The sequence below is a fragment of the Streptomyces sp. F001 genome (assembly GCF_004187715.1).
Classification (GTDB): domain Bacteria; phylum Actinomycetota; class Actinomycetes; order Streptomycetales; family Streptomycetaceae; genus Streptomyces; species Streptomyces flavusporus.
On the sequence record NZ_QZWF01000003.1, the window covers coordinates 470,767 to 491,804 of the forward strand.

Genomic DNA, 21,038 nt, shown 5'->3' on the forward strand with positions numbered 1-21,038 from the left:
GTAGGGCGAGAGTGTGACATTGGCCGCAGTACTCTCCCCGCAGCATCCCACTTCACACGGAAACCTCAGCCGCTTAACCCAGAATGCGGGTCGTCGATCTCTCCGTCCCGTTAGGCTCCCTTGCCCCTCTTTCCGCCCGCACGGGAAGGGCGCACCACATCCCGGACGGCAACCGGAGTCGACCATACCGGCCCCCGCGCCCCACACAAGTCCCCCCTTGACCCACCACTCTTTTGACCAAGGGGCGAACCATCAGTTCCCTCAATTACCGGGCGGTGCGGACCAATTCATAGGCATCCCACAGATCCCTCCCCGTATAGGAGTGGGTTGCGAGAGCGGCCAGATGGTGGTCCGCGTCGACCGCGACGGATACCGGAACGACGCCGAAGAGATCCCGGTCCGACGACGAGTCCCCGTACGCGACGCAGTCCGCGCGCGTCACGCCGAACTCCTGGCACAGCCGGTCGGCGATGAGGACCTTGGCCGCGGCACTGAGGACTCCGGCAGGGTCCACAGGCTCGGTGAACGGCACCGCAGGGAAGCGGGATCCGTGTGCCGCATGCGCACCCCACGCCGTGAGCCGCGCCACGAAGAACGATGGAGACAGCGACACGACAGCGCAGTAGTCGCCCGCGCGCCTGATCTCCGCCCAGACGTCACGGATACGTCTCAGCCAGGGCGCGCCGTCGAAGGCTGCGGCCACGTGCGCCTCCGTGAGATCTGCCCAAAGCGCATGTACCCGCTGCGCATATTCCGGTGGGCCGATCAGCCCGGCTGCGATCTCCTGGTCGAGCGCCACGGTCTCGGACTCCAGCCCGAGTTGCCGCGAGATCTCCACGGGCGCGGAGCTGCCGTGCAGCAACGTGCCGTCGAGATCGAAGAGATGAAGTCTCGCCATGGCATGTGAGGCTAGCGAGAGGAGTGTTCCCGCCGCGGGCTGAGCCAGATGGATGCCCGCCGTTCTCCGATGTTTCACGTGAAACACCCCGCGCTTGTCCACCCACTCCGCTGGTCGCCACGACAATGGCCAAAAGCGCTTACGTCTCTCCCGAAACCAGTGGACGTCGGGGGCACCGGTCGGCCAGCCTGACCTGCGTGCCTACTCCTGCCCTCGCCGCTCTTCCGATCCGCCGTCTGACGCTCCGCGACCTCACCGCCTGCGCCGACCTGTCCGAGGACCGGGGGTGGCCGCGGGAGGAACACAAATGGGGCTTCCTTCTCACCGCCGGCAAGGGATACGGCATCGACGACCCCGACGGAGGGCTCGTCGCCGCAGGCACAGTCACCGAATACGGGCCACCGGAACGCCCTGAGCTGGGAGCCGTCGGCATGGTCCTGGTTGCCGAGCGGCACGCCCGCCAGGGTGTCGGACGGCGACTGATGCGCCACGTGATCTCGATCATGGGCGCCACACCCCTGACTCTGCATGCGACCTCGAACGGCCGCCCGCTCTACGAGGAACTCGGCTTCAAGGTCACCGGCCGGGCGGAGATGCTGCGCGGCCCCTTCATGCCGGGCGGCGCCGAGCTCGCGGTGGCCACCCGACCTGCGACCGCCGAGGACCTCACCACGCTCCTTCGCCTCGACCTGGAGGTGTTCGGCGCCGATCGCACGCACATCCTCACCCGGCTGCCGGCCTTCGCCGACCAGGTCCGCGTCGCCGAGGAGGACGGCCGGATCATCGGATACGCGGCCGCCTGGCCCAACATGCACACCCATGTCGTGGGCCCGCTGATCGCCCGGGACACCGAGACGGCGAAGGCGCTGATCGCCTCGCTCGCCGCCCACACCGACCGCCCACTGCGCACCGACATCGACGTACGGCACGAGGAGCTGCTGGTGTGGGCGAAGGAGCGAGGGCTGGCGTCGGTCGCCTTCAACGCGGTCATGACGTACGGGATCGCGGAGCTGCCCGGTGACTGGAGTCGGCGCTTCGCTCCGCTGACGGTGGCTGCCGGCTGATGCTCCGGCACGGGTAACGCCGGTCCCTCCAGGGAACCGGCGTTACCCGCTGATCGGGGCCGGCTCAGGCGAGTGCCTCCGCGGCGGCCGTGGCGAAGCCGTGGTCCTGATCCGGTGCGCCCCCGCCGACGCCGATCGCACCGATCAGCCGCCCGCCGCGGTGGATAGGCAGGCCGCCCGCGATGAACAGCAGCGGGCGGTCGAGCGCGGTGGGCAGGGAGTGGAAGGGCCCGTCGGGCTTGACCGCGTCGACGAGGTCGGCGGTCGGCGCGTTCAGTTGGAGGGCCGTGTACGCCTTGCGGGTGCTGGTCTCGCCGGAGATCAGTACGGCCCGGTCGTCGCGCCGGAACGCGAGCAGGTGGCCGCCGGCGTCCAGGACGGTGATGCTGACGGTCGCTGCGGCAGCCTCGGCGGCGCGATGGGCCGCGGTGACGAGGATCTCGGCGTCCTGGATGGTCAGGGGCGCGACGGCGGTGGACGTGGTCATGCGGACTTCTCCTTACGGGTGGGACTGGCGAGGGGGTTCGGCAGGGTTCAGTGGTGGACGGCGGTCCGCTGGTCGGTGGGCGCACCGGACACCACCACGGCACTGGGGGTGCTCTCGCGGCGCTCCAGAGCGGCCGAGAGGAAGGCGAGGACCAGAGCGGCCGCGGCGAGGACGGCTCCGACCCAGTTAGGGGCGGTGTAGCCGAGACCGGCCGCGATGACGAGGCCGCCGAGCCAGGCAGCGAGGGCGTTGCCGAGGTTGAACGCGCCGATGTTCACCGCGGAGGCCAGGGTGGGAGCGCCGTGCGCCTGGTCGAGGACGCGCTTCTGCAGAGGCGGGACGGTGGCGAAACCCAGGGCACCGATCAGCGCGATGGTCACGGCCGAAAGGATCTTGTCGTGTGCCGTCAGCGTGAAGAGCGCGAGCACGACGGCCAGGGCGCCCAGGGAGACGTACAGCATGGGCATCAGGGCGCGGTCGGCGAACCTGCCGCCGACGAGGTTGCCGCCGACCATGCCCAGGCCGAAGAGGACCAGCAGCCAGGTGACGGAGCCGTCGGCGAAGCCGGCGACGTGGGTCATCATCGGCGCGATGTAGGTGATGGCCGCGAAGACTCCGCCGAAGCCGAGGACGGTCATCGCCATGGCGAGCAGGACCTGGACGTTCTTGAAGGCAGCCAGCTCGTGGCGCAGGTGCACGCCCTCGGGCTTGGGCATCTCCGGGACGAGCTTGGCGATGCCGGCCAGACCGACGACGCCCAGCACGGCCACGATGGCGAAGGTGACCCGCCAGCCGACGGACTGCCCGACGAGCGTGCCCAGTGGGACGCCCACGACATTGGCGACGGTCAGACCCGTGAACATCATCGCGATGGCTCCGGCCTTCTTGTCAGGGGCGACCAGCTCGGCCGCGACAACCGAGCCGATACCAAAGAAGGCACCGTGGGCGAGGGAGGCGACCACGCGGCCGACGAGCATCAGCCCGAAGACGGGAGCGATGGCGGAGAGCAGGTTGCCGACGATGAACAGGCCCATCAACACCATCAGCATCCGCTTGCGGGAGACCTTCGTGCCGAGCACGGTCATCAGCGGGGCGCCGAACATCACACCGAGCGCATAGCCGGTCACGAGGAAGCCGGCGGTCGGGATGGAGACCCCGAAGTCGGCCGCGACCTCGGGCAGCAAGCCCATAATCACGAATTCGGTCGTGCCGATTCCGAAGGCCCCGACCGCGAGGGCCAGAAGCGCGAGAGGCATGGGGTGTACACCTTCCCAGAGATTGCAAGAGCGCTTTACGTGCGCCAACAATAGTTGTAGACGCTGACTATATGCAACCACAGGCTATTGCAGCCGTGGTCTATCCTGGATTCCAGCCGCTCCGTGACGGAGGAAACGCCAATGACAGCGACGGACCCCGCGCTCACCGCCCTCGCCCAGGGCTGGTGCGCCCTCTCCCTGCTGCACGGGAGGATCGAGGCGCACATCGAGCGCGCCCTGCAGACCCAGCACGGCCTCAGCGTGCGCGAGTACTCTCTGCTCGACGTGCTCAGCCGACAGCACGACGGCGACGGCGGGCACCTGCAGATGAAGCAGGTCGCGGACGCGGTCGTCCTCAGCCAGAGCGCCACCACGCGCTTGGTCACCCGGCTCGAGGACCGCGGTCTGCTGGAGCGCTATCTGTGCCCCACCGACCGCCGGGGCATCTACACCAACGTCACCGAGGCGGGCCTGAAGCTGCTGGAGGAGGCGCGGCCGACCAACGACGCGGCTCTGCGTGAGGCGCTCGACAAGGCCGCCAAGAACCCCGAACTTGCCCCGCTGGTCCGGGTTGTGGAGTCGGTGAAGGTGCCCGCCTAGGGTGCAGCCATGGGAGATCTTGAGATACGAGCCGCGGTCGCCGACGACATCCCCGCAATCGTCGGCATGCTCGCGGACGACCCACTGGGCGCCCGGCGCGAGTCACCGGACGACCTGGCCCCGTACCTCGCAGCGCTGGAGCGGCTCAGCGCGGACCCGAACCAGCATCTGATGGTCGCTGTTCGCAAGGGCCGCGTGGTCGGCACGCTCCAGCTCACGATCGTTCCCGGGCTGTCCAGGCGCGGCGCCACCAGGTCGATCATCGAAGGTGTACGGATTCATGCCGATGAGCGCGGCAGCGGGCTGGGCACCCAGCTCATTCAGTGGGCTGTCGATGAATCCCGGCACCAGGACTGCCAGTTGGTACAACTGACCTCCGACTCCTCACGTACGGACGCCCACCGCTTCTACGAGCGGCTCGGATTCACGGCGTCCCACGTGGGTTTCAAGCTCGCGCTCTGAACGAACGAGGGCTGTGTTTCACGTGAAACACAGCCCTCCTCATGTCGCGGGACGGTGACGCTAGCTGATCCCCCGCCACCCTTCCGGGTCCACTCCGCCCGGCACTTCCGCGTTCTCGTCGTACGGCTGACGCGTGAACACGAACGAACCGAGGTCCAGATGACTCACGGACCCGTCCCGACGGCGCACAGCACGCAGAAGTTCTCCGGCGTAGTAGCCCTCCAGGCCCGTCCAGGTGCCGTCACCATTGTCCCGGAAGCGCGAACGGCGGCCATTGCCGGACAGTGGCTCCAGCGACACACCTCCGTCGCCGGTCAGCCGCAGGGCAAACGCATAAGTCCCCCAGTACCACTGCCCCGCCAACTCCAGGACGGAAGCGTCGACGTCCGGCAGGGGGTGCCATGGTTCGGGAATCCGCGGTTCTGCCTCGGCGACGATACGCACGAGGTCCGCGCCCACGGCGGCCAACAGCGGACCGGAGGTGCAGTTGGCCAGCACCACCACCGCGACGTCGTCCGCCACGCTGATGGTGAGGTTCGCCAGGAAGCCCGGCAGCGACCCGGAGTGGCCGACGAGCAGACGCCCGTCACGGTGCTGGATCTGGAGCCCGAGCCCGTAGGTGACCCCGTCCGCGACATCAGCGGCCTCTGCCGGCGCGGCGGGCATCCGCATCTCCCGTACAGTCTCCGCGCTCAGCACCCGATCGTCGCCCTGCGCGAGGAAGACCGCGAATCGGGCCAAGTCGCCTGTAGTGGACCAGAGTTGACCGGCCGGGGCCATCCGACCGAGATCCTCCGCAGGCTCCGGCAGCAGCACATCGGCCCAGGGATGCACCGCCCAGCCGCCCGCGTGCGGGGCCGAAGGGTGTGCGCTCGTTCGGTTGAGGCCCAGGGGTTCGAGCACTTCACGCCGGAGTACCTCCTCCCAGGAAGCCCCGCGCAGCTGCTCAACCAGGGCACCCAACAGCGTGTAGCCGGGGTTCGAGTAGTGGAACCGACGCCCGATCGGATGCAGGAAAGGATCATCGCCGAGCACATCGGCCAGCTCCGGACGCAGCGACCCTGGGCTGCGCTCCCACCACGGGGCAGGTGATTCGGCGGCCAGACCACCGATGTGCGCCAGCAGTTCGGCGATGGTGGCCTCGCCCGCACCGGTGCCGGGCAGATGCTTCTCCAGCCGGTCGCCGAGATCGAGCAGGCCCTCGTCGCGTAGACGCAGCACGAGCACCGCGGTGAACGTCTTGGTGATCGAGCCGATCCGGTACTGCACGTTCTCGTCCGGCGCGTGTCCGTCCACCGACGTCCGCGCCCCGTGCCACACGGTCCGCCCGTCCCGCACGACCGCTGCGACCAACGACGGAGAACGCCCTTCGGACTGAGCCACGGCGATGCGGTGCAGCAGCGCCCGGCGTGTACCCGGAAGCAACTCTTCCTGAATTGTCGTCATGCCCACAGTTCATCCGGCCGGACGGCCCACGTCGAGCGCATTTCCGCCTGCCCGTCCATGCCACCGCGCCGGGCACCGGATCAGGTCTGCGCCATGTCCACGAACCTGGAGTAGTGGCCCTGGAACGCGACCGTGATCGTCGCGGTCGGACCGTTTCGGTGCTTGGCCACGATCAGGTCGGCCTCGCCGGCGCGCGGCGACTCCTTCTCGTAGGCATCCTCGCGGTGCAGCAGGATGACCATGTCGGCGTCCTGCTCGATGGAGCCGGACTCACGCAGGTCCGAGACCATCGGCTTCTTGTCGGTGCGCTGCTCGGGGCCACGGTTCAGCTGGGAGAGCGCGATGACGGGAATCTCCAGCTCCTTGGCCAGAAGCTTGAGGTTTCGGGACATATCCGACACCTCCTGCTGACGGCTTTCGGCGCGCTTGGAACCACCGGACTGCATCAGCTGGAGGTAGTCGATGACGACCAGTCTGAGGTCGTTGCGCTGCTTGAGGCGACGGCACTTGGCACGGATCTCCATCATCGACAGGTTCGGGGAGTCGTCGATGTAGAGCGGGGCCGCGGAGACATCCGGCATCCGGCGGGCCAGACGCGTCCAGTCCTCGTCGGTCATCGTGCCGGATCGCATGTGGTGCAACGCGACGCGGGCTTCGGCCGACAGCAGACGCATCGCGATCTCGTTGCGCCCCATCTCGAGAGAGAAAATGACGCTGGGCAGGTTGTGCTTGATCGATGCAGCCCGCGCGAAGTCCAGCGCAAGCGTCGACTTACCCATCGCGGGACGCGCGGCGATGACGACCATCTGGCCCGGGTGCAGGCCGTTGGTGAGCGAGTCGAAGTCGGTGAACCCCGTGGGCACCCCGGTCATCTCGCCGGTGCGTGAGCCGATCGCCTCGATCTCGTCGAGCGCGCCCTCCATGATGTCGCCGAGCGGCAGATAGTCCTCGCTCGTGCGCTGCTCCGTGACCGCATAGATCTCGGCCTGGGCCCGGTTGACGATCTCGTCGACGTCGTCGTCGGCCGCGTATCCCATCTGAGTGATGCGGGTACCGGCCTCGACGAGACGGCGCAGCACGGCACGCTCGTGGACGATCTCCGCGTAGTACTCGGCGTTCGCAGCCGTCGGCACCGTCTGCACGAGGCTGTGCAGATACGATGCGCCGCCGACCTTGTTGATCTCGCCGCGCTTGGTGAGCTCAGCGGCGATCGTGATCGGGTCGGCCGGCTCGCCCTTCGCATAGATGTCGAGGATCGCCTGGTAGATCGTCTCGTGGGCGGGCTTGTAGAAGTCATGACCCTTGAGGATCTCGACGACGTCGGCGATGGCGTCCTTGGACAGGAGCATGCCGCCCAGGACGGACTGCTCGGCGTTGAGGTCCTGCGGCGGGACCCTTTCGAAGGACGAACCTCCGCCGTCCCACGCACCGTTGTCCCGGCCTCGCTCATGCTGCTCATCGCGCCCGGGGCCACCGTCGCCGCGGCGGCGGGAGGGCAGACGATCACTGGGACCGCTGTCGGCCCACGGGTCGTCCAAGGGCTCGGAAATGCTCACCGAGCCACCTCCTCCCGTCCGCCGAGCGGACCTCGCCATGCCCTCTTTCTACGGCACGGCACTGACAAATGAGAGGCTCAACTCCGGTTCTGCCCGCCTTAGTTTTGTACCGATTTCTCAGTCGGCGGACGGAGTGAGCGCCGGACCACGTTAGGCCCCTGGGCACCGTCAGCCAATCCGGTTATCCACAGGCCATGTGGACGACGGCCCCGATGCTGTGGAGAACTCCCCGAAACCTGTGCACGACGCGGTGGACAGCCCTGTGAACAAGCCCCCAGTCGGCGCCAATAACCCACCTTGACCTGCACCTTTCCCATCCACCGGCTGTGCAGAAGAAAAACTTTCCCAGTCGGCCCAAGATCGCTTCGAACTGTGTACGACAGCGCACACCGCGAGACGGAAGGTAAGGGGCGCTATTGCTTTGCATCTCTTACCTGTGGACGATTAGATTGGTGCTCATGACACAGGCTCCTGCGCCCCTCAAGGCCGTCCGACGCCGGCACGATCGAGAGATCATCTCGCTGGCCGTGCCCGCCTTCGGCGCACTGGTCGCCGAGCCCCTCTTCGTACTCGCCGACAGCGCTATCGTCGGCCACCTCGGTACGGCGCAGCTCGCCGGACTCGGCGTCGCCTCCGCCCTTCTCACCACCGCGGTCAGCATCTTCGTCTTCCTCGCTTACGCCACCACGGCGGCCGTGGCCCGGCGCGTGGGCGCAGGCGAACTCCCTGCAGCCATCCGCCAGGGCATGGACGGCATCTGGCTGGCATTGCTGCTCGGCGCCGGTGTCATCGCCATCGTCCTGCCCATGGCTCCGTTCCTCGTGGAACTCTTCGGCGCCTCCCACACGGCGGCCCCGTACGCAACCACCTATCTGCGGATCTCTGCCCTCGGCATACCCGCGATGCTCGTCGTACTCGCCGCGACCGGTGTCCTGCGTGGCCTGCAGGACACCAGGACACCGCTCTATGTCGCCGTCGCGGGCTTCGTCGCCAACGCTGTCCTCAACGCGGTCCTCGTCTACGGCGTCGGCCTCGGCATCGCGGGCTCCGCCTGGGGCACCGTGATCGCTCAGTGGGGCATGGCCGCGGTCTATCTCGTGGTGGTCGTCCGCGGGGCCCGAAGGCACGGCGCCTCTCTGCGTCCCGACGCCGCCGGCATCAAGGCGTCCGCACAGGCCGGCGTACCGCTGCTGGTCCGCACGCTCTCACTGCGGGCGATCCTGATGATCACCACGGCCGTTGCGGCTCGCCTCGGTGACGCCGATATCGCTGCGCACCAGATCATCCTGTCCCTGTGGAGCCTGCTTGCCTTCGCGCTCGATGCCATCGCGATCGCCGGACAAGCCATCATCGGACGCTATCTCGGTGCCAATGATGCCGAGGGAGCCCGCGATGTCTGCCGCCGCATGGTGCAGTGGGGCATCGTGGTCGGCCTCGCACTCGGCGTCCTGGTCGTGGTGAGCCGCCCGGCCTTCCTCTCCCTGTTCACGAGCGACTCCGCCGTGAAGGACGCCGCACTCCCCGCCCTGCTGGTGGTGGCGTTCTCCCAACCGCTCTGCGGCGTGGTTTTCGTCTTGGACGGTGTCCTCATGGGCGCTGGCGACGGGTCTTACCTCGCCTGGGCCATGCTCCTCACCCTGGCCGTCTTCACGCCCGTGGCGCTCTTCGTCCCCACCTTCGGCGGTGGGCTCACCGCGCTCTGGATCGCCATGACGCTGATGATGACGATTCGGATGCTCACGCTGTGGATCCGCGCCCGCTCGGGACGCTGGCTCGTCACGGGCGCCACGCGCTGAGAGAGCCGCGAGGAGACGCGCCCGTTCTGCTCGGTTTCACGTGAAACACGCCGCCATACCCCGGACATACCAGTGGGGCCGCACCCCAGAGGATGCGGCCCCACTGACTGCTTCAGCGAGCGCAGCGCTTACGCAGCGATGACCTCGATGTTGACCTTGGCGGCCACCTCGGGGTGCAGACGCACGGACGTCTCGTGGGCGCCCAGCGTCTTGATCGGAGAGCCGAGCTCGATACGACGCTTGTCGACCTCGGGGCCGCCGGCGGCCTTGATCGCCGAGGCGATGTCGGCCGGGGTGACGGAACCGAAGAGACGGCCGGCCTCGCCGGAGCGGACGGCCAGACGGACCTTCACACCCTCGAGCTGGGCCTTGACCTGGTTGGCCTGCTCGATGGTCTGGATCTCGTGGATCTTGCGAGCGCGACGAATCTGCTCGACGTCCTTCTCGCCACCCTTGGTCCAGCGGATAGCGAACTTCCGCGGGATGAGGTAGTTGCGAGCGTAACCGTCCTTGACGTCAACGACGTCGCCCGCGGCGCCGAGGCCGGAGACCTCGTGGGTGAGGATGATCTTCATGTGTTGGTCACCCTTCCCTTAGCGCGCAGTGGAGGTGTAGGGCAGCAGCGCCATCTCACGGCTGTTCTTGACGGCCGTGGCGACATCACGCTGGTGCTGCGTGCAGTTGCCGGTCACGCGACGGGCACGGATCTTGCCACGGTCGGAAATGAACTTCCGCAGCATGTTCGTGTCCTTGTAGTCCACGTACGTGACCTTGTCCTTGCAGAAAGCGCAGACCTTCTTCTTCGGCTTGCGCACAGGCGGCTTCGCCATGGTGTTTCTCCTGTGTGATCAAGAAGTTTGGATACGACCCACCCTTTAAGCCGTACGGCTCAGAAGGGGGGCTCGTCCGAGTAGCCGCCGCCGCTGCCGCCGCTGCCGCCGGAGCCACCGCCCCAGCCGCCACCACCCTGCTGGCCACCGGCAGGAGCGCCGGTCGCCCACGGGTCTTCGGCAGGAGCGCCGCCGCCCTGCTGACCGCCGCCGGGGCCACCGCCCCAGCCGCCGCCCTGCTGGCCGCCACCGCCGCTGTAACCGCCCTGGCCACCACGACCGGTGGTCTTGGTGACCTTGGCCGTGGCGTTGCGCAGGCTGGGGCCGACTTCCTCGACGTCCAGCTCGAAGACCGTGCGCTTGACACCCTCACGGTCCTCGTAGGACCGCTGCTTCAGCCGGCCCTGCACGACAACGCGCATGCCTCGCTGGAGCGACTCGGCGACGTTCTCCGCCGCCTGACGCCAGACCGAGCAGGTCAGGAAGAGGCTTTCGCCGTCCTTCCACTCATTCGTCTGGCGGTCAAAGGTGCGAGGGGTGGACGCGACACGGAACTTCGCGACCGCCGCACCGGACGGGGTGAAGCGCAGCTCGGGGTCATCGACAAGATTGCCGACGACCGTGATGACGGTCTCGCCTGCCATGGGTGAACCTCTCGGCGGGTGTGCTGCTGGCTGCTTGTGCTGCTACTCGAATCCCGAGATCAGCTGAGCGGAAGAGCTCAGTGGGTCTCGGGGCGAAGGACCTTGGTCCGGAGGACCGACTCGTTCAGGTTCATCTGGCGGTCGAGCTCCTTGACGACCGCAGGCTCGGCCTGCAGGTCGATGACCGAGTAGATGCCCTCGGGCTTCTTCTTGATCTCGTATGCGAGACGACGACGGCCCCAGGTGTCGACCTTCTCGACCTTTCCGCCACCGTCACGGACGACAGAAAGGAAGTTCTCGATCAGCGGGGAGACAGAGCGCTCCTCGAGATCGGGGTCGAGGATGACCATCACCTCGTAGTGACGCATGTGGAACCCACCTCCTTTGGACTCAGCGGCCACGGTCGTTCCGTGGCAGGAGGGTTGTGATGCGTACGCAACGGTATCGGCCGCCACTGACAATCGGGGGCCCGATCGGGCTTCCCGGCCACGGCCTGGGCAGACACCGGTGCAGAGGGTACAGAGTACCCGCACACCGGCTTCCGGTTGAAATCCGGCGGTGAGGACCGTCAATCTGTACACATCGGGTGTGTATGGCGCTACGATGCGCCGTCTTCCGCAGGAGGTGCCCCATGGCACAGGCATTGCGACCCAACACCGCCGGATCCCTTTTCGCCACGGACGACAGGGCCCACCCCGTCCAGGACGCACTGCTCGCGGTGACCCTGGTACTCGGAGCGGTCTCCTTCATCACGGCGATGTTCCACAGCCTGCATCTGCTGAGCTCGTGGACCGGTCTGGTGGGGATCTTCACCGGCGCGTACGGCCAGTGGATCTCGGAAACGACCCGCGAACGCTTCGGACTGATCCTGGGCCTCGGCGCCTCGGCCATCGGCTTCTTCCTGGGCATGGCCCACGGTGGCCTCTTCGGCGGCCTCTTCTGACCTGCCGACACCGCGCAGAGCCTCTCGGGGCAGGCTGATCACCGCCCCGGCCGCGACAGGCCGGGGCGAAGTCCCGTGTGCCCAGTCGGGGCGCTCGTAGGGCGCAGTAGGCTTCGGCGCGAGAGCCGGAGCCCCTGAACCCATGGGGACACACCAGCCCGAGGAGCGCCCCGAATGAGCCTGACCCTGAGGACCATCAGTCGCGAGCAGCATCTGGCCTATATCCAGAGCCTGCCGTCGGCGAGTCACATGCAGGTCCCGGCCTGGGCGGACGTCAAAGCGGAATGGCGCTCGGAGAACCTCGGCTGGTTCGACGAGCGGACCGGCGAGTTGGTCGGTGCGGGCCTGGTTCTCTATCGCCAGCTTCCCAAGATCAAGCGCTACCTCGCCTATCTCCCCGAGGGTCCGGTCATCAACTGGTTCGCGCCGAATCTCGACGACTGGATTCAGCCGATGCTGGCGCACCTCAAGCAGCAGGGCGCCTTCTCCGTGAAGATGGGCCCGCCGGTGATCATCCGGCGCTGGGAGGCCTCGTCCATCAAGCAGGGGATCCAGAACCCCGACGTCAAGCGCCTGCGTGACATCGAGGCCGACTTCATCGAGCCGCGTGCCTTCGAGGTCGCCGACAAGTTGCGCCGCATGGGCTGGCAGCAGGGTGAGGACGGGGGCGCCGGCTTCGGCGACGTACAGCCTCGTTACGTCTTCCAGGTGCCGCTGGCGAACCGCTCGCTGGAAGAGGTGCACAAGAACTTCAACCAGCTGTGGCGCCGCAACATCAAGAAGGCCGAGAAGGCGGGTGTCGAGGTCGTCCAGGGCGGCTACCACGACCTCGAGGAGTGGCAGCGGCTGTACGAGATCACCGCTGTGCGCGACCACTTCCGGCCCCGCCCGCTGTCGTACTTCCAGCGCATGTGGACGGCCCTCAACACCGAGGATCCCAACCGCATGCGGCTGTACTTCGCCCGCCACAACGGCGTGAACCTGTCGGCGGCGACGATGCTGATCGTCGGCGGGCACGTCTGGTACTCCTACGGTGCCTCCGACAACATCGGCCGTGAGGTCCGGCCCTCGAACGCGATGCAGTGGCGGATGCTGCGCGACGCCTACGCGCTCGGTGCCACTGTCTACGACCTGCGCGGCATCTCCGACTCGCTGGACGAGACCGACCACCTCTTCGGCCTGATCCAGTTCAAGGTCGGCACGGGCGGGCAGGCCGCCGAATACCTCGGCGAGTGGGACTTCCCACTGAACAAGCTGCTCCACAAGGCGCTCGACATCTACATGTCGCGCCGCTGAGCCCCGGGCGTTTGGTTCGATAGCTTCCACACCTCTGATACACCGCAGCCACGAGAAAGGTTCCAGGTCCGGCCATGGCGCTCACGCTCTACGTCGACACCGCGCGCTGGCGGGCGCACCACAAGCACGTGCAGGAGCAGTTCCCGGGGCTCGTCCCGGTCTGCAAGGGCAACGGCTACGGGTTCGGGCACGAGCGGCTGGCGGAGGAGGCCACGCGGCTGGGCTCGGACATCCTCGCCGTCGGCACGACGTACGAAGCCGCGCGCATCAAGGACTGGTTCGGCGGTGATCTGCTGGTGCTGACGCCGTACCGGCGCGGCGAGGAGCCGGTGCCGCTGCCCGACCGGGTCATCCGCTCGGTGTCGTCGGTGGACGGCGTGTACGGCCTCGTGGGCGCCCGCGTGGTCATCGAGGTGATGTCCTCGATGAAGCGGCACGGCATCAGCGAGCGGGACCTGCCGCAGCTGCATGCCGCCATCGAGAACGTCCGTCTCGAGGGCTTCGCGATCCACCTGCCGCTGGACCGCACCGACGGCTCGGACGCCGTCGAGGAGGTCATCGGCTGGATGGACCGCCTGCGTGCGGCCCGGCTGCCGCTGCACACGATGTTCGTCAGCCACCTCAAGGCGGACGAACTCGCCCGGCTGCAGCAGCAGTTCCCGCAGACCCGCTTCCGCGCCCGTATCGGCACGCGACTGTGGCTGGGGGACCACGAGGCCACCGAGTACCGCGGCGCGGTCCTGGACGTCACCCGCGTCACCAAGGGCGACCGCTTCGGCTACCGGCAGCAGAAGGCGGCCTCCGACGGCTTCCTGGTGGTCGTGGCGGGCGGTACGTCGCACGGGGTGGGTCTGGAGGCCCCGAAGGCGCTGCACGGCGTCATGCCGCGCGCCAAGGGCGTCGCCCGGGCCGGCCTCGCCACGGTCAACCGGAATCTCTCTCCGTTCGTCTGGGGCGGCAAGCAGCGCTGGTTCGCCGAGCCGCCGCACATGCAGGTGTCCATCCTGTTCGTGCCGGCCGACGCCCCCGAACCGAAGGTCGGCGACGAGCTGGTGGCCCATCTGCGGCACACCACCACGCAGTTCGACCGGCTCATGGACCGCTGACGGCGGCCGACCCGCCCACGACAGCCAGAAGGCCGTACACGGAGATTCCGTGTACGGCCTTTCACATGGCCGGTCACACGGCCTACGGCACCCTCCGGGGAGCGTTCGCTCAGAGCGAACCGCCGGCCGCCTTCCCGCTGCCCCACTCCACCTGCGGTCCCTCGAAGTGGGCCGCGTGCTGCGGCGGATGGGCCGCAGGGCCGAGTACGAAGACGTCCGCCGCACGGTCGAGCACACCCCCCGAGGGGTCGTCCTCGCCGGCCCGGCGCACCACGTCCCGGTCCGGCATGAGGATGTCGCGCACCACGATGACGCACAGGTACAGCGTCCCCAGCAGGTGCACCCCGATCGCCCAGTGGTAGCCGTCGGTCGGCAGCCCCTTGTGGGCGTCACCGCTGGTCGTGTACGCGAGGTACAGCCAGATCCCCAGGAAGTACGCCACCTCGCACGCCTGCCAGATCAGGAAGTCCCGCCACTTGGGCCGGGCCAGCGCGGCCAGGGGGATCAGCCACAGGACGTACTGCGGCGAGTAGACCTTGTTGGTGAGGATGAACGCCGCGACGATCAGGAAGGCGAGCTGGGCGAACCGCGGGCGGCGCGGCGCCGTGAACGTGAGCACGGCGATACCGACACAGCACAGCAGCATCAGGAGCGTGGCAAGGGTGTTGACGGTCTCGGTGCTGAGCGGGTCGCTGGAGTTCTGGGCCATGATCAGCCAGAAGGACCCGAAGTCGACGCCCCGTTCCTGGCTGAACGTGTAGAACTTCGACCAGCCCTCGAAGGCGAAGAGCATCACCGGCCCGTTGACCACCAGCCAGGCGACGACCGCGCCTCCCAGTGCCTTGCCGAAGTCCCGCCACTTGCCGGCGCGCCAGCACAGCACGAACAGAGGTCCCAGCAGGAAGAGGGGATAGAGCTTGGCAGCCGTGGCGAGCCCCAGGAGGACGCCGAAGGCGAGGGAGCGGCCCCTGGACCACATCAGCATCGCCGCGGCCGTCAGGGCGACCGCCAGCAGGTCCCAGTTGATGGTGGCGGTCAGCGCGAAGGCGGGCGCCAGGGCGACCAGCAGGCCGTCCCACGGGCGCCGGGCATGCGTCCGGCTCACGCACACGGCGATGATGGCCGCACAGGCCATCAGCATCCCGGCGTTGGCCATCCAGTACCACTGCTCCTGGTCCTGGATGCTGCCGCTGCCGGGCGTGAGCCAGGCGGCCACCTCCATGAACACACCGGTCAGCACCGGATACTCGAGGTATTCCATGTCGCCGGGGAGCTTGTCGAAGTACGGCACGAGTCCATCGGCGAAACCGCGCCCGTTGTAGAGGTGCGGAATGTCCGAGTAGCACGCGTGCGTGTACTGCGAACTGGCGCCGAAGAACCAGCCGCCGTTGTAGCAGGGCGCCTTCTGGACCAGTCCGAGGACGAACATCCCGATCGCCACCAGAGCGATCACCCGTACGGGCGTCCACCAGGACGTCCCGAGCAGAGCACGCCGCCCGATGGGGCCGCCGATCAGCTCACTGCCGCTTGCGGCAACCTCGTCGGCCGTGGTGGGCCGCACCTGGTCCGGCTCCTGCACGCTCGCTGGCGTCGTTTCTGCACTGGGCATGGGGCACATCCTGCCGTACGCGCCCAGGAGTACGCCGAGGGCCGCCGCACCTGGGGGTGCGGCGGCCCTTGTTTCACGTGAAACACCTTTGTCCGGCGATACGGCTGCTAACCGGTCCCGCCGAAGAGGCTGCCACCGTTGTTATTGCCGTTGTTGCCGTTCTCCCCGCCCGTATCCGTGGGCGATGGTGAGACGGTCACCCCTCCATCCGTTCCTCCGGTGTCGGTACCGCCGTTGTCGGTGCCGCCATTGGGGTCCTCGCAGCCGAAGAAGCCGCAGGTCTCCGTCACCGAGGGGGTGGGAGTGATCAGCGACTCGCTGGGCGTCGGGGTCGGCGTCGGGCTCTCCTCCTCCTCGGTCTCGGTGACCGTGGGAGTGGGGGTCGGGGACGGAACATCGTTGACCACCTGGCCGATGGGCTCGGGGGTCGGGAACTTCTCGGCCTTCTCGCCCTTCAGCGCCTGTTCCATGTAGTCGTGCCAGATCTCCGCGGGGAACGAGGCACCGTGAATCGACTCCTGGTCACCCGTTCCGTACATCTCGAGGAACGTGCGGTTCTTCATGGTCTCGTCGTCGGGATACCGGAACATGCTGATCGCGGTCGACAGCTGCGGGGTGTAGCCGACGAACCAGGCAGACTTGTTGCCGTCGGTGGTACCGGTCTTGCCGGCCACCTCACGACCCTGCAGCTGGGCGTTGGTACCAGTACCGTCCTCGACCACGGTCTTCAGGACGTCGGTGACGTTGTCGGCCACCTTCGACTCGAAGGCCCGCGCGGTCTTGACTTCGTGCTCGAAGACCAGGCCGTCCTTGTCCGTGACCTTCAAGACGGAGAACGGATCACGCTTCTCGCCGCTCGCCGCGAACGTGGCGTACGAGCTCGCCATGCGGATCGCACTGGGCTTGGAGATACCGAGGGAGAACGACGGGTAGTCGGCGCCGGCCAGACTGCTCTCCAGTACGCCCGCGTCGACGGCGGCCTCCTTCACCTTGTCCAGACCGACGTCCATGCCGAGCTGCACGAAGGCGGAGTTCACCGAGTACTGCATCGCCTCCCGCAGATCGATCTGGTAGTTCGGCGGATCGCCACGCGACTCGTCACCATCGTTGGTCTGCAGCCACTCCTCGCCCTTCTCGTTCTGCCAGACCGACCCGTCGTAGTCCTTGATCTTGAGCTTGTTCTTGCCGCTGTACAGGCTCTTGGGCGAGACGATGGTGCGCTCGTCCTGGGCCTGGGTGGGACCCTCCTCCGGATCGCGTACGCCCCACTTCATCGCCGCCGCGAGCACGAACGGCTTGAACGTCGAACCGACCTGGGCGCCGGTTTCGTCGGCGTTGTTGGTGAAGTGCTTGGTCGCGTCCTCACCGCCGTAGATCGCGACGATGGCACCGGTCTCCGGGTCCACGGAGGCTCCGCCGAACTGAACGTGCGTGTCCGTGTCGGGCCGTTCCTTGGGCTTGATGTTCGCCTTCTGGACCTTCTTCACCGACTTTTCGAGCTCGTCGACCTTCTTCTTGTCGAAGGTGGTGTAGATCGAGTATCCGCCCTGGCGCAGCTTGCTCTCGGTGATCCCCGTCTTTTCACTGTCCCTGATCAGTGACGCGTTTACGAGGTCGACCAGGTAACCGATCTGGCCGCTCAGCGCGGTGTTGAAGCGTGGGTTCTGAACCTTGGGAAGCTTCGTGTACTTGGCGCGTTCCGCGGCGTCCAGGTGGCCGTACTCGACCATCTTGTCCAGGGTGTCCTGCATCTGGCGCAGGGCCCGCTTCTTGTTGGCCTCGGGCTTGGCACCGACCGGGTCGATGGAGGTCGCGCCCGCTGGGTCGTAGTACGTGGCTCCCTTGAGCGTGGCCGCCAGGAAGGCGCACTCGCCGGCGTTCAGCTTGATGGCGTCCTTGTTGAAGTACGCACGCGCCGCCGCCTGGATTCCGTAGGCGTTGCGGCCGTAGTAGGCGGAGTTCAGGTAGCCCGCCATGATCTCGTCCTTGTCGACCGAGGCACCCACCTTGATGGAGACGAACAGCTCCTTGAACTTACGCGTGATCGTCTGCGACTGGTCGTCCAGCATCGCGTTCTTCACGTACTGCTGGGTGATGGTCGAGCCGCCCTGGGTCTCGCCGCCCCGGGCCATGTTGAACACCGCTCGGGCGATGCCCTTCGGGTCGATACCGCTGTCGGTCCGGAAGGTCTTGTTCTCCTGGGAGATGACGGCGTTCTGCATGTTCTTCGGGATCTGCGACAGATTGATGATCTGCCGGTTCGCCTCGCCACCCGTCGACACCATCTCGGTGTTGTCGGACCAGTAGTAGACGTTGTTCTGCGCCTCCGCGGTGTCCGCGACCTTCGGGACGCTGACCATGGCGTATCCGATGCCGGCCACGGCCACCAGGCTGCCGAAGAAGGCAAGGCACAGCCCGGAGACCAGCTTCCAGGACGGCACCCAGCGGCGCCAGCCGTACCGTCCGGCGCGCGGATAGTCGACGAGCCGATTTCTGCCGGGGGCCGCTGCGCGTCCCCGCCCGGGCCCGTTCGGACCGCCGGGGACGGCCCGCCGGCCACTCCGGCCGGGGTCCGCCGCTCTGCGGCGGCCGCCTCCGCTTCTCTGTGCCGCGCGCCGGGCCTCGGCGCGGCCGCCGTACGGCAGCTCCTCGCCTCCCGGCCGGGGGGAACCCGACCCGTAAGAGTCGGATGGGGACCCGGTGGCGCCTCGCGGTGCCGCACGGCGGCCGGAGGACGCACCGGACTGGCCGCGTCGGGCCGCGGCACGTCCGCCTTCCTGCGGCTGCGGCGGTTTGCGACGGTGCTCGCTCATCGAACGACTACTCCTAGGGCAGGCGCACCCTGGCGCGCCTGGAAACGGCGGCTGGTTTCCGGTCCCCCCGAAGTACGGATGTGGTCGGTTCCGCATTCACCCGTACTGCACCGAGGACGAGGACGCCCCCAGACGCAACTCGGTTCCCGGTGGTGTGCATGCCGCACAGACTACGCAGCCACAAAACCGACCTAGCCCTGAAGTTCACCCAAAATCGGGCAACTTACTTGCAACGAATCAGTGATGTGATCCCGTTCACCGTCCACGCTCTTGTCGCATCCACAACACCGTTCTATCGTGCTGATGTATCGAGTCGATACATCAGCACGGCATAAAGACCGTGACGGTCCGACCGCAGCAGAGAGGGGGCGACGATGAGCCGGCGTTCCGGCATCCTCGAGTTCGCCGTACTCGGCCTGCTCCGCGAGTCACCGATGCACGGCTACGAGCTGCGCAAACGACTCAATACGTCACTGGGCGTGTTCCGTGCGTTCAGCTACGGGACGCTCTATCCCTGCCTCAAGACGCTGGTCGCCAACGGCTGGTTGATCGAGGAACCGGGGAACACATCCGAGGACGCCCTCGCCGCCCCACTGACCGGACGCCGCGCCAAGATCGTCTATCGGCTGACGGCGGAAGGTAAGGAGCACTTCGAGCAGCTGCTCGCGCAGACGGGCCCCGACGCGTACGAGGACGAGCACTTCGCCGCCCGGTTCGCCTTCTTCGGCCAGACCTCCCGGGACGTACGCATGCGCGTACTGGAGGGCCGCCGCAGTCGGCTGGAGGAGCGGCTGGAGAAGATGCGGGCCTCCCTGGCCCGCACTCGGGAGCGCCTCGACGACTACACCCTTGAGCTCCAGCGCCACGGAATGGAGTCCGTGGAGCGCGAAGTGCGCTGGCTGAACGAGCTCATCGAGAGCGAGCGGGCCGGGCGAGACCTTCGTGGTTCCGCCACCGGGGGGCCCGCTCAGCAGGACACCACATCTGGAGCGTCGGGCGACCTGCCCCGGCCCGGGGACACCTCCCGGCCGGATTCGCCCGACGACACCGCCATGTGAGGTTCCCGTCAGGGCCTCACCGAGTACACACAGGGAGCAACCGGAATGGGTTCGGTTCGCGTAGCCATCGTCGGCGTCGGCAACTGCGCCGCGTCGCTGGTGCAGGGAGTCGAGTACTACAAGGACGCCGACCCGGCGTCCAAGGTCCCCGGCCTGATGCACGTCCAGTTCGGTGACTACCACGTTCGTGACGTGGAGTTCGTCGCCGCGTTCGATGTCGACGCGAAGAAGGTCGGCCTCGACCTCGCGGACGCCATCGGCGCCTCCGAGAACAACACCATCAAGATCTGCGACGTGCCGAACACCGGCGTGACCGTCCAGCGCGGCCACACCCTCGACGGTCTCGGCAAGTACTACCGCGAGACCATCGAGGAGTCCGCCGAGGAGCCGGTCGACATCGTCCAGGTCCTCAAGGACAAGCAGGTCGACGTCCTCGTCTGCTACCTGCCCGTCGGCTCCGAGGACGCAGCGAAGTACTACGCCCAGTGCGCCATCGACGCCAAGGTCGCCTTCGTCAACGCCCTCCCGGTCTTCATCGCCGGCACCAAGGAGTGGGCGGACAAGTTCACCGACGCGGGCGTCCCGATCGTCGGCGACGACATCAAGTCGCAGGTGGGCGCCACGATCACGCATCGCGTCATGGCGAAGCTGTTCGAGGACCGGGGCGTCGTCCTGGACCGCACGATGCAGCTGAACGTCGGCGGCAACATGGACTTCAAGAACATGCTCGAGCGCGAGCGCCTGGAGTCCAAGAAGATCTCCAAGACGCAGGCCGTCACCTCGCAGATCCCCGACCGGGAGCTCGGCGAGAAGAACGTCCACATCGGCCCGTCCGACTACGTCGCCTGGCTCGACGACCGCAAGTGGGCGTATGTCCGCCTCGAGGGTCGCGCCTTCGGTGACGTTCCGCTGAACCTGGAGTACAAGCTGGAGGTCTGGGACTCCCCGAACTCCGCCGGTGTCATCATCGACGCCCTGCGCGCCGCGAAGATCGCCAAGGACCGCGGCATCGGCGGCCCGATCCTCTCCGCGTCGAGCTACTTCATGAAGTCCCCGCCGGTCCAGTACTTCGACGACGAGGCCCGCGAGAACGTCGAGAAGTTCATCCAGGGCACGGTCGAGCGCTAAGTCGACCCCTTTTGCGGTCAGTTGAGGGTCCCCGGGGCACTGCCCC

At 67.4% G+C, this 21,038-nt stretch carries 20 protein-coding genes; 9 read left to right on the top strand and 11 right to left on the bottom strand.

Going from position 1 to position 21,038, the window contains the following annotated elements; all coding sequences use genetic code 11:
• Nucleotides 1–265: 265 nt before the first annotated feature.
• Nucleotides 266–898 (bottom strand): haloacid dehalogenase-like hydrolase, encoded by a 633-nt coding sequence (locus tag StrepF001_RS15455; protein ID WP_129798810.1) that lies wholly within the window; start codon nucleotides 896–898, stop codon nucleotides 266–268.
• Nucleotides 899–1,095: 197 nt separating this feature from the next.
• Here StrepF001_RS15455 and StrepF001_RS15460 point away from each other — a divergent pair, with 197 nt between their 5' ends.
• Nucleotides 1,096–1,962: a GNAT family N-acetyltransferase gene (locus tag StrepF001_RS15460; RefSeq protein WP_129798811.1), complete on the top strand. Its 867-nt coding sequence runs from the start codon at nucleotides 1,096–1,098 to the stop codon at nucleotides 1,960–1,962.
• Between the two features lie 64 nt (nucleotides 1,963–2,026).
• Here the strand turns inward: StrepF001_RS15460 and StrepF001_RS15465 are convergent, their stop codons facing one another.
• Together StrepF001_RS15465 and StrepF001_RS15470 are read right to left on the bottom strand one after the other, a co-directional pair.
• The gene (locus StrepF001_RS15465) at nucleotides 2,027–2,449 is read right to left on the bottom strand and encodes a heme-binding protein (protein ID WP_129798812.1); all 423 of its coding nucleotides are present in this window, start codon (nucleotides 2,447–2,449) and stop codon (nucleotides 2,027–2,029) included.
• Between the two features lie 47 nt (nucleotides 2,450–2,496).
• A complete protein-coding gene (locus tag StrepF001_RS15470) occupies nucleotides 2,497–3,705 on the bottom strand; it encodes an MFS transporter (protein WP_129798813.1) in 1,209 nt (402 codons plus the stop codon).
• A gap of 141 nt (nucleotides 3,706–3,846) precedes the next feature.
• On the opposite strand from StrepF001_RS15470, the gene StrepF001_RS15475 reads away from it, so the two are divergent.
• Nucleotides 3,847–4,305: a MarR family transcriptional regulator gene (locus tag StrepF001_RS15475; RefSeq protein WP_129798814.1), complete on the top strand. Its 459-nt coding sequence runs from the start codon at nucleotides 3,847–3,849 to the stop codon at nucleotides 4,303–4,305.
• A 9-nt stretch (nucleotides 4,306–4,314) separates the two neighbouring features.
• The gene (locus StrepF001_RS15480; protein WP_129798815.1) at nucleotides 4,315–4,767 is read left to right on the top strand and encodes a GNAT family N-acetyltransferase; all 453 of its coding nucleotides are present in this window, start codon (nucleotides 4,315–4,317) and stop codon (nucleotides 4,765–4,767) included.
• A gap of 60 nt (nucleotides 4,768–4,827) precedes the next feature.
• Here StrepF001_RS15480 and StrepF001_RS15485 read toward each other — a convergent pair whose 3' ends face one another.
• Both StrepF001_RS15485 and dnaB read right to left on the bottom strand, forming a co-directional pair.
• Complete coding sequence (locus tag StrepF001_RS15485; protein ID WP_129798816.1) at nucleotides 4,828–6,213, bottom strand: serine hydrolase domain-containing protein; 1,386 nt, start codon at nucleotides 6,211–6,213, stop codon at nucleotides 4,828–4,830.
• Between the two features lie 80 nt (nucleotides 6,214–6,293).
• Nucleotides 6,294–7,769, bottom strand: a complete 1,476-nt coding sequence (gene dnaB / locus StrepF001_RS15490; RefSeq protein WP_129798817.1) for a replicative DNA helicase — start codon at nucleotides 7,767–7,769, stop codon at nucleotides 6,294–6,296.
• Between the two features lie 458 nt (nucleotides 7,770–8,227).
• Here dnaB and StrepF001_RS15495 point away from each other — a divergent pair, with 458 nt between their 5' ends.
• Complete coding sequence (locus StrepF001_RS15495) at nucleotides 8,228–9,565, top strand: MATE family efflux transporter (RefSeq protein ID WP_129798818.1); 1,338 nt, start codon at nucleotides 8,228–8,230, stop codon at nucleotides 9,563–9,565.
• Between the two features lie 128 nt (nucleotides 9,566–9,693).
• Here the strand turns inward: StrepF001_RS15495 and rplI are convergent, their stop codons facing one another.
• From rplI to rpsF, 4 genes are all read right to left on the bottom strand, one after another.
• Nucleotides 9,694–10,140 (bottom strand): 50S ribosomal protein L9, encoded by a 447-nt coding sequence (gene rplI / locus StrepF001_RS15500; protein ID WP_129798819.1) that lies wholly within the window; start codon nucleotides 10,138–10,140, stop codon nucleotides 9,694–9,696.
• Nucleotides 10,141–10,158: 18 nt separating this feature from the next.
• Nucleotides 10,159–10,395 (bottom strand): 30S ribosomal protein S18, encoded by a 237-nt coding sequence (gene rpsR / locus StrepF001_RS15505; protein WP_003949403.1) that lies wholly within the window; start codon nucleotides 10,393–10,395, stop codon nucleotides 10,159–10,161.
• Between the two features lie 59 nt (nucleotides 10,396–10,454).
• Nucleotides 10,455–11,039: a single-stranded DNA-binding protein gene (locus StrepF001_RS15510; protein WP_129798820.1), complete on the bottom strand. Its 585-nt coding sequence runs from the start codon at nucleotides 11,037–11,039 to the stop codon at nucleotides 10,455–10,457.
• A gap of 77 nt (nucleotides 11,040–11,116) precedes the next feature.
• Complete coding sequence (rpsF, locus tag StrepF001_RS15515; RefSeq protein ID WP_009189556.1) at nucleotides 11,117–11,407, bottom strand: 30S ribosomal protein S6; 291 nt, start codon at nucleotides 11,405–11,407, stop codon at nucleotides 11,117–11,119.
• Nucleotides 11,408–11,670: 263 nt separating this feature from the next.
• On the opposite strand from rpsF, the gene StrepF001_RS15520 reads away from it, so the two are divergent.
• The 3 genes from StrepF001_RS15520 (at nucleotide 11,671) to StrepF001_RS15530 (ending at nucleotide 14,384) form a co-directional block, all read left to right on the top strand.
• The gene (locus StrepF001_RS15520) at nucleotides 11,671–11,982 is read left to right on the top strand and encodes a hypothetical protein (RefSeq protein WP_129798821.1); all 312 of its coding nucleotides are present in this window, start codon (nucleotides 11,671–11,673) and stop codon (nucleotides 11,980–11,982) included.
• A 174-nt stretch (nucleotides 11,983–12,156) separates the two neighbouring features.
• Nucleotides 12,157–13,278 carry a peptidoglycan bridge formation glycyltransferase FemX gene (gene femX, locus StrepF001_RS15525; RefSeq protein WP_129798822.1) on the top strand — a complete coding sequence of 374 codons (1,122 nt, stop codon included), beginning with the start codon at nucleotides 12,157–12,159 and terminating at the stop codon, nucleotides 13,276–13,278.
• A gap of 74 nt (nucleotides 13,279–13,352) precedes the next feature.
• Complete coding sequence (locus tag StrepF001_RS15530) at nucleotides 13,353–14,384, top strand: alanine racemase (RefSeq protein WP_129798823.1); 1,032 nt, start codon at nucleotides 13,353–13,355, stop codon at nucleotides 14,382–14,384.
• A 109-nt stretch (nucleotides 14,385–14,493) separates the two neighbouring features.
• On the opposite strand, the gene StrepF001_RS15535 is transcribed toward StrepF001_RS15530, so the two are convergent.
• Both StrepF001_RS15535 and StrepF001_RS15540 read right to left on the bottom strand, forming a co-directional pair.
• Complete coding sequence (locus StrepF001_RS15535; protein ID WP_129798824.1) at nucleotides 14,494–16,002, bottom strand: glycosyltransferase 87 family protein; 1,509 nt, start codon at nucleotides 16,000–16,002, stop codon at nucleotides 14,494–14,496.
• A gap of 98 nt (nucleotides 16,003–16,100) precedes the next feature.
• A complete protein-coding gene (locus StrepF001_RS15540; RefSeq protein WP_129798825.1) occupies nucleotides 16,101–18,806 on the bottom strand; it encodes a transglycosylase domain-containing protein in 2,706 nt (901 codons plus the stop codon).
• A gap of 374 nt (nucleotides 18,807–19,180) precedes the next feature.
• Between StrepF001_RS15540 and StrepF001_RS15545 the strand changes: the two genes are divergently transcribed.
• Nucleotides 19,181–19,864: a PadR family transcriptional regulator gene (locus StrepF001_RS15545; RefSeq protein ID WP_129798826.1), complete on the top strand. Its 684-nt coding sequence runs from the start codon at nucleotides 19,181–19,183 to the stop codon at nucleotides 19,862–19,864.
• A 45-nt stretch (nucleotides 19,865–19,909) separates the two neighbouring features.
• A complete protein-coding gene (locus tag StrepF001_RS15550; protein ID WP_129798827.1) occupies nucleotides 19,910–20,992 on the top strand; it encodes an inositol-3-phosphate synthase in 1,083 nt (360 codons plus the stop codon).
• Nucleotides 20,993–21,038: the final 46 nt, after the last annotated feature.

Excerpts from the sequence above, each read along its gene's own strand:
- StrepF001_RS15510 (WP_129798820.1), bottom strand. The coding sequence starts at position 11,039 with ATGGCAGGCGAGACCGTCATCACGGTCGTCGGCAATCTTGTCGATGAC.
- rpsF (WP_009189556.1), bottom strand. The coding sequence starts at position 11,407 with ATGCGTCACTACGAGGTGATGGTCATCCTCGACCCCGATCTCGAGGAG.
- StrepF001_RS15495 (WP_129798818.1), top strand. The coding sequence starts at position 8,228 with ATGACACAGGCTCCTGCGCCCCTCAAGGCCGTCCGACGCCGGCACGAT.
- rpsR (WP_003949403.1), bottom strand. The coding sequence starts at position 10,395 with ATGGCGAAGCCGCCTGTGCGCAAGCCGAAGAAGAAGGTCTGCGCTTTC.
- StrepF001_RS15470 (WP_129798813.1), bottom strand. The coding sequence starts at position 3,705 with ATGCCTCTCGCGCTTCTGGCCCTCGCGGTCGGGGCCTTCGGAATCGGC.
- StrepF001_RS15455 (WP_129798810.1), bottom strand. The coding sequence starts at position 898 with ATGGCGAGACTTCATCTCTTCGATCTCGACGGCACGTTGCTGCACGGC.
- StrepF001_RS15545 (WP_129798826.1), top strand. The coding sequence starts at position 19,181 with ATGAGCCGGCGTTCCGGCATCCTCGAGTTCGCCGTACTCGGCCTGCTC.
- StrepF001_RS15475 (WP_129798814.1), top strand. The coding sequence starts at position 3,847 with ATGACAGCGACGGACCCCGCGCTCACCGCCCTCGCCCAGGGCTGGTGC.
- StrepF001_RS15530 (WP_129798823.1), top strand. The coding sequence starts at position 13,353 with ATGGCGCTCACGCTCTACGTCGACACCGCGCGCTGGCGGGCGCACCAC.
- StrepF001_RS15485 (WP_129798816.1), bottom strand. The coding sequence starts at position 6,213 with ATGACGACAATTCAGGAAGAGTTGCTTCCGGGTACACGCCGGGCGCTG.
- StrepF001_RS15550 (WP_129798827.1), top strand. The coding sequence starts at position 19,910 with ATGGGTTCGGTTCGCGTAGCCATCGTCGGCGTCGGCAACTGCGCCGCG.
- femX (WP_129798822.1), top strand. The coding sequence starts at position 12,157 with ATGAGCCTGACCCTGAGGACCATCAGTCGCGAGCAGCATCTGGCCTAT.
- StrepF001_RS15540 (WP_129798825.1), bottom strand. The coding sequence starts at position 18,806 with ATGAGCGAGCACCGTCGCAAACCGCCGCAGCCGCAGGAAGGCGGACGT.
- StrepF001_RS15480 (WP_129798815.1), top strand. The coding sequence starts at position 4,315 with ATGGGAGATCTTGAGATACGAGCCGCGGTCGCCGACGACATCCCCGCA.
- StrepF001_RS15520 (WP_129798821.1), top strand. The coding sequence starts at position 11,671 with ATGGCACAGGCATTGCGACCCAACACCGCCGGATCCCTTTTCGCCACG.
- StrepF001_RS15465 (WP_129798812.1), bottom strand. The coding sequence starts at position 2,449 with ATGACCACGTCCACCGCCGTCGCGCCCCTGACCATCCAGGACGCCGAG.
- rplI (WP_129798819.1), bottom strand. The coding sequence starts at position 10,140 with ATGAAGATCATCCTCACCCACGAGGTCTCCGGCCTCGGCGCCGCGGGC.
- StrepF001_RS15535 (WP_129798824.1), bottom strand. The coding sequence starts at position 16,002 with ATGTGCCCCATGCCCAGTGCAGAAACGACGCCAGCGAGCGTGCAGGAG.